Raw genomic sequence first — 7,230 nt, forward strand, 5'->3', positions numbered from 1 at the left:
CTTACTGTATATCTATGTATAACTTAAAATAATCTTGTAATTGGTTTATGAGGCAAAGATGACAAAACATTATGATTATATTGCGATTGGTGGTGGTAGTGGTGGTATTGCATCAGTGAATCGTGCTGCGATGTATGGAAAAAAATGTGCCTTAATTGAAAAATCTGAAATAGGTGGGACTTGCGTCAATGTCGGTTGTGTTCCTAAAAAAGTGATGTGGTATGCCGCCCATGTCGCTGAATCGATTCAGAAATATGGTCCTGATTATGGTTTTAATACTAAGGTTGAGTCATTTGATTGGCAGGTTTTAATCAAAAATCGGCAGGCCTATATTGATAGAATTCATCAATCTTATCAAAATAGCCTAAGCAAAAATCAAGTCGATCTTATTCAGGGTGCAGCTTATTTCATTGATAAAAATACCATTGAGGTTAATGGTGATCGCTTTACGGCGGATCATATCCTGATTGCAACAGGTACACAGCCCTCACTTCCTAAGATAGATGGAGTGGAATATGGCATAGATTCGAATGGCTTCTTTGAGTTAAGTGCTTTACCAAAAACCACCGCTGTGATTGGTTCGGGCTATATTGCAGTGGAATTGGCAGGTGTGCTCAATGCTTTGGGTTCTCAGGTTGGATTGTTCATTCGTAAGGATTTACCTGTAAGACGCTTTGATTCTTTTTTAAGTGAAACCTTAGTCGAAGTGATGCGAACAGATGGTATTGCTGTACATACCCAAGCTGTTCCTCAAAAGGTTACAAAAAATACAGATGGTAGTGTGGTACTGCATTTGGAAAATGGCGAAACGCATAAAGTGGATTGTCTGATTTGGGCAACAGGTCGAGAGCCAAATACTGCGAGTTTAAATCTGGAGAAAGCCAATGTTCAGCTGGATGAGCGAGGCTATATTCAAGTCGATAAATTCCAGAATACCTCACAGCAAGGAGTTTATGCTGTAGGTGACATTACGGGGAAAATGGAGCTGACACCTGTGGCTGTAGCTGCTGGGCGCAGATTGTCGGAACGACTCTTTAATCATAAGTCAGATGAATATTTAGATTACGACAATATTCCAACTGTGGTCTTTAGCCACCCTCCAATCGGAACAGTGGGGATTACTGAAAAGGAAGCCATTGAGCAATATGGTCAGGAGGCGGTTAAAGTGTATAACTCATCTTTTACTGCGATGTATAGTGCGATTACTCAACATCGTCAGCCAACCAAGATGAAACTGGTCTGTGTGGGTGAAAATGAAAAAATTGTTGGTATTCACGGTATCGGTTTTGGCATGGATGAGATTTTACAAGGTTTTGCTGTTGCCTTGAAAATGGGAGCAACCAAGAAAGACTTTGATAATACTGTTGCGATTCACCCAACCTCGGCGGAAGAGTTCGTGACCATGCGATAGTTAATGGTCTGGATAAAAAAAGGACGTTATTGCAACGTCCTTTTTTTTTGACTCATCAAATTCTTACTTTAATTCACTTGATGATTTACCTAATTCGCGACGGGCAATGATCAGTTGCTGAATTTGTTGGGTGCCTTCAAAAATATCCAAAATTTTTGAGTCACGTGCCCATTTTTCCAATAATTCATCCTCAGCATAACCAACACTTGCAGCAAGTTCGACACATTTCAGTGTGATCTCATTGCATACGCGACCCGCTTTTGCCTTAGCAATTGAAGCTTCTTTAGAGTTTGGCTTTTTATTGTCTGCCATCCAAGTTGCTTTGATCGTTAACAAGCGGGCAGTTTCCCATTCAGCTTCCATGCGGTAAATCTGTGCAGCAAGGTTTGAGGTCTGTAAATATGGTGTTTTATAGTCTGCATCAAGCTGATCTTTAAAGATTTCTTTGATGCGTTCCAAAGAGGCTTTGGCACAACCAATGGCCATTGCCGCAACCAGTGGGCGGGTATTATCAAAAGTTTCCATCACGCCTGCAAAGCCTTTGGCAACATCAATTTCTGCATTACCCAACAAATTGGCAGCAGGAACACGGCAGTCAATAAAGCTAATTACGGCAGTATCCGAGGCTTTAATCCCCAGTTTGTGCTCAAGACGTTCGACATTCATTCCTGCTGTACCTTTTGGTACAACAAAAGATTTGATTGCAGCACGACCTAGTTTTTTATCCAAAGTTGCCCAAACCACCACAGAGTCAGCACGCTCACCTGAAGTGACAAAGATTTTCTCACCGTTGAGGATGTATTCATCACCATCTTTAGTGGCAGTGGTACGAATTGCCGCAGAATCAGAGCCACAGCCGGGTTCTGTAATAGCCATAGCCGCCCAAGTACCCTTGAAGCGTTCTAACTGTTCATCGTTGGCGACAGCGGCAATAGCAGAATTTCCAAGGCCTTGGCGTGGCATACTCAATAATAGGCCAGTATCGCCATAGCACATTTCAATCACACCCAGTGCAGTTGACATATTATTGCCATTTTTATTGCCTGATTCAGTTTCGCCTCGTTTGCCCACTGCTGCGCCTGCATTAATACCTTCGCCGCCTTCGTTCATACCATCAATTAACGAAGCAAGCATATCGAGTTCTTTTGGATAAGCATGTTCGGCTTTATCATATTTGCGTGAGATTGGGCGTAGTACATTCAATGCAACTTCATGTGCCTGATCGACCATCATTTTGAATTTTTTAGGACTTTGTAAGTTCATTGTATTCTCCTTAGGTCGTCAATTAAGCATGTAAGCCAGAATGTAAAACTGCAGTTGCACGTAGATCGCGGTACCAGCGCTCAACAGGATGTTCTTTGGTAAAGCCATGACCACCTAAGATCTGCACACCATCTGTACCGATTTTCATTGATTTTTCTGCACAGAGCAGGCGAGCTAAATAGGCTTCACGATGAAACGGTTTGCCTACTTCTGCCAAGCTTGCTGCACTAAGCACCAGCATGCGCATGGCATCGATTTCAATGGCCATATCCGCAATCATAAAGGCTACACTTTGACGATGTGAAATAGGTTCACCAAAGGCTGTACGCTCATTGGCATATTTAATACAGTAGGCTTTGATGGCTTCACAGGTCCCAACAGCCATGGCACACCACATCAGATTGCCAAGATCAACAAATGCGGTGTAATCAAAATCGCTATCACCTAAACGTAAGGCAGGAGTCTGATTGAATTGGAGTGTTGCGGTTTCTGCTGCTTTTAATCCCATTGCAGGGTTAGCTTGAATGGAGATACTTTCATTGGATTGCACCACGAATATATCAGGCTGACCATTAAACTCTGCACTCACAAGGAATACATCCGCAGTATCACCTAGAACCACCAAGGTTTTTTCACCTGTGATATAGAATTGTCCATTGGCTTCGGTTGCTGTGGTTTTTAACTGGAATGGATTGAAGGCTGGCGTTGCTTCTTGAAAAGCAAAGCTTGCGGTGACATCAGTATCTTCTGCAAACACAGGTAAATACATCGATTGGACTTGGGTTGAACCCCAACGCGTAATCGCATTAATTACACTGAAACTGCTCAGTAGGCCAGCGGTTAGACTAAAATCTCCCTTGGCAAGACTTTCAGCAATCAGAATATTACTGACAATATTTTGTTCGGCAGCCACACCGCCTAAAGCTTCTGGTAAAGCATAGTAATTCAAGCCTAAATCGACTAGATGCTGCCAAAGTTGTTCTGGAAACTGGGCATTATGGTCTGCATCATGCGCCAAAGCATATAAAACTTCTTCAGCAAATTGTGACATCGCGTCAACGGTCATTTGCTGTTCTTCAGTCAGACTGAGATCAAACAGATTTTTATTGACCTGATTTGGGAGACGTTGTTTATCGATCGCTTGTGGCTTAAATGCTTTTTGTGTTTTTGTAAGTACTTTAAAGCCCGTTTTAGAACCTTGATACAATGATTTCTCTACAAATTTTCTTAATTTGAGTTGATCAAGTACTTCGCTTCCTGCGATTTTTGTGATCAAAGATAGCCCAAATCCTTGCGCTTTATTCATCATATTCGACATGGTTTTATCCTAGAGGATGGTTGTAAAATTATGCTGACATGCTCCAATGAAAAAGACTATGTCTTGTTTGACATGCCGATTGGAGAAAGATAAAGGGTAATTTGACTAACTATGCTATTTTATCCATTTGTTTTTTAATGACTTTTAAAAAATAACAAAAAATGAAATTAAAAAAAATTGACCAAACTGACAGACTGCTGATGTTATTGAATCGTTGTATGATCACTGGGTCATATCGAAATGTCTGCCAGTGATCATGATTTCTTCTTAGAAGCGTTTACTATAGTTCACAAACAAACGGTCCTCGCCAAAGTCATTACCGTGTTTCACATCATAGTCAATGCGGATGTATTGCAGTGCAAAGCCTTTGAGATAGGGCTGTTGAAAGGCATAGTTCAGAATGAGATTGGATTCAGTCTCATGATTTTTCTCACCATTGGTTGCTTTAAAATCATGACCATAGACATATTTCACCATCGCATTTAGCCCAGGCACGTAGTCCTTAAAATCATAGCCATACATCAGGTGATAAGACTTTTCATTCTTTTTAAAGAAGCCTGTGGCATTCCAGTTAATAAAATAGGTTTCAGGCAGGAAGCCATCTGGTAGCGGGTAGGCAGACTCACCGATAATCTGCTGATAGCCCAAACCAAAGGACTGATTATTCGCTTTTAACATTTCCAGAATTCCAATATTTTGGGCATCAATATCAAAGTTATTGCCAACATTTTTGGCATTGAAATATTTGAACTTGGAGTTAAGGCTGAAATTTGGCTGCTTCCATGTATGGTCTAAGCCTAGATAGTGCTTGTTGTACAAGTCTTCTAAATTAGCAAAGTAATATTCTGCTTTGAGGGATGGGGTGAACTGATAGCGTAAATCCAGATAATTTAAACCATCGGAATATTCGGTTTTGCCATTGGCAGTGAAGGAAAACTTGCGAAAATCTTCTTCATTACGAGGAGATACTTTGGTGACTCGGCCTATTTCGGCATAGAGCTGATCAGAGAGTTGAGACTTTAAGTTGGCTCCCCAATAAGAAGCGAGTAATTGGCGGCTGTTATCAACTGCGGTGACAGGGAGATCTAGCCATAGTTCACCAATACTGAATAGGGTTTTGTCGTAACCGAGTTTAAGCGTTGCTCCATATTTTAAATAATCAGACGCTTGTGATTGGGTTTGTGTGTCAAATGGTAAGACGGTATCGGCTACATGCTTGTCTTTACTTAAACGTACCGCATATTGAACAGAAGCATCTGCACCAATCGTGACAGGCTTATCTGCGATTTGTAGCGGCGTGTCATGTAGTTGAGATGTATAAAATAACGAAGCTGCCTGTGACCAACTGCCTGTATCTTTAAGGTTTGGGTTGTCATAGTCGCGGTTGATATAGGCATTTTTCAGGGTAAATTTCCACTCTTCCTGAGTAGATTGGCTGTTTTCAGCTGCAACAACTATCGAGCTGGAGCATCCAAGCATGACGAATAAAATTGCTGCTCTTAAGTATAGCGGGTTAAATTTATGTACGTGATTCATAATCCATATCCAATTTTTGTACGCCATACCTCGGCGCTATTATTTTAAAATTCAGATTGAGCACCTTCCTTCATACAGCTTGAAGGAAGGGAGGTAACAACTTTTAGCTGAGCTGTTCGTGTTGGATACTTTCACGATAATATTTACAGCCTTTGTAGAGCAGAAATACACCGAGTAAGCCTGCAACTGCATTTACAATCGAGATAGAGTTACCCACCATCAATGTATTTTGGAAATATTTATCTGTTAATAACGCAACAGCGGTTGTACCTATACCTAGGGCAATCAAATTTGAAACCAGTAAAAATTTCGCTGAGACCTGAGCACGTAATTGATTAGGGGTAAGCATTTGAGTTGCAGCAGCTGATGCAGGAATCGGAAAGGTCGAGAAAAACATAGCCACAAAAATTAAGGCAAAGGATAAGTACATATTATCGACTTGGGTAAACAGCACACTTGGAACAATAAGTGCAGCACAGCCGATCATTCCTGCTCGAATCGCTGCATCGCTATAACCCTTTTTAGAGAAATAATCGATGAGCCATCCACAAAATAGTGCTCCAGCCGTGTTTGCAACCAAAATAATACTGCCGAGAATATAGCCTGTTTGGCTGGCATCTAGGCCAAAGTGTCGCATGTAAAATGCAGGTGCCCATCCAAGCAGTGAATACAACATCATGGTATAGAACGAGAAACCAATAAAGTGACAAAAGAAGGTCTTTTTATGGGTTTTGATAAAGGCAATAGAGTTTTTAAATGATGCTTGGATTACCTGCCCATTTTGATCAACTTTTAAGCCTTTTCGTGTCGGTTCCTTTACCGTTAAAATCATAACTAAAGCGAGTAAAACACCTGGAAGCCCGACGATAAAGAAGGTGAGTTGCCATGTTTTTAATTGACCAATGACTGGCAGGACGACTGAATCAACATTTTTTAAAAGACTAATCACATAACCGCCAATTAAAAAAGCCAAACCAGAGCCAATAAAAGCACCAATCGCATATAGCCCTAACGCACGGCCTAGTTTCTCTTTGGGGAATAAATCGGTCACGATGGAGTAAAAAGCAGGGGATAATGCAGCTTCACCAGCACCTACACCTAATCGTGCGAGAAACATCTGAGCAAAGTTTTTACTTAAGCCACATGCGGCTGTTGCTAAGCTCCAGAATGCAATACCAATCGAAATAATCTTAATCCGTGATTTCTTATCAGCGAGTGCGGCAATCGGGATGCCCATAAAGGCATAGAACAAAGAAAAAGCCAGACCTTGCAATAGACTAAATTGAGTGTCAGACAGCATCAGGTCATGTTTAATGGGTTCGATCATTAAGGATAAAATTTGACGATCTACAAATGAAAGAATATAAGCCAGCATGCAAATCACGACGACATACCATTGGTAGCCATAATGCTCGTGTTCTGAATGCGGCTCAGGATGTATACGAATCACTTGTTCTGGCGATAGTTCTGCCTTTTGCTCATTCCTGAGCATACTTTCTGGGTGGTTATCATTCATTCTGCATCTTCCTATGATGACTGAGGATTAAGTGATACTAAATAAATTTTATTTTTATAATTTAGTGTCATTTTTAGTCTATTTTATTTTATGGATTTGATTCAATAGCTATTCTTAAATAAAGCTTAATTTTTAATTTGACTGAAAAAATAGAATGATTTTTATAGGAAATAAGAGATAAGTATT

The 7,230-nt window shown here is 40.7% G+C and carries 5 protein-coding genes; 1 reads left to right on the top strand and 4 read right to left on the bottom strand.

Going from position 1 to position 7,230, the window contains the following annotated elements; genetic code table 11:
• Window positions 1-58 precede the first annotated feature (58 nt).
• The gene (gorA, locus tag GBI66_RS13455; RefSeq protein WP_151716470.1) at window positions 59-1,411 is read left to right on the top strand and encodes a glutathione-disulfide reductase; all 1,353 of its coding nucleotides are present in this window, start codon (window positions 59-61) and stop codon (window positions 1,409-1,411) included.
• Window positions 1,412-1,474: 63 nt separating this feature from the next.
• On the opposite strand, the gene GBI66_RS13460 is transcribed toward gorA, so the two are convergent.
• The 4 genes from GBI66_RS13460 to GBI66_RS13475 all read right to left on the bottom strand — a co-directional run bounded on the left by GBI66_RS13460 (window position 1,475) and on the right by GBI66_RS13475 (window position 7,020).
• Entirely contained in the window at window positions 1,475-2,674 is a 1,200-nt protein-coding gene (locus GBI66_RS13460) for an acyl-CoA dehydrogenase family protein (protein ID WP_151716471.1), read from the bottom strand.
• Between the two features lie 22 nt (window positions 2,675-2,696).
• Window positions 2,697-3,983 (bottom strand): acyl-CoA dehydrogenase family protein, encoded by a 1,287-nt coding sequence (locus GBI66_RS13465; RefSeq protein ID WP_171494315.1) that lies wholly within the window; start codon window positions 3,981-3,983, stop codon window positions 2,697-2,699.
• Between the two features lie 276 nt (window positions 3,984-4,259).
• Window positions 4,260-5,471, bottom strand: coding sequence for an OprD family outer membrane porin (locus tag GBI66_RS13470; protein ID WP_373885794.1), 1,212 nt, complete (start codon window positions 5,469-5,471; stop codon window positions 4,260-4,262).
• Between the two features lie 160 nt (window positions 5,472-5,631).
• Window positions 5,632-7,020: a spinster family MFS transporter gene (locus GBI66_RS13475; RefSeq protein ID WP_373885795.1), complete on the bottom strand. Its 1,389-nt coding sequence runs from the start codon at window positions 7,018-7,020 to the stop codon at window positions 5,632-5,634.
• Between the last annotated feature and the right edge of the window lie 210 nt (window positions 7,021-7,230).

Source organism: Acinetobacter sp. TUM15071 (genome assembly GCF_008980925.1).
Taxonomy (GTDB): domain Bacteria; phylum Pseudomonadota; class Gammaproteobacteria; order Pseudomonadales; family Moraxellaceae; genus Acinetobacter; species Acinetobacter dispersus.

Excerpts from the sequence above, each read along its gene's own strand:
- GBI66_RS13475 (WP_373885795.1), bottom strand. The coding sequence starts at position 7,020 with ATGCTCAGGAATGAGCAAAAGGCAGAACTATCGCCAGAACAAGTGATT.
- GBI66_RS13465 (WP_171494315.1), bottom strand. The coding sequence starts at position 3,983 with ATGATGAATAAAGCGCAAGGATTTGGGCTATCTTTGATCACAAAAATC.
- GBI66_RS13460 (WP_151716471.1), bottom strand. The coding sequence starts at position 2,674 with ATGAACTTACAAAGTCCTAAAAAATTCAAAATGATGGTCGATCAGGCA.
- GBI66_RS13470 (WP_373885794.1), bottom strand. The coding sequence starts at position 5,471 with ATGCTTGGATGCTCCAGCTCGATAGTTGTTGCAGCTGAAAACAGCCAA.
- gorA (WP_151716470.1), top strand. The coding sequence starts at position 59 with ATGACAAAACATTATGATTATATTGCGATTGGTGGTGGTAGTGGTGGT.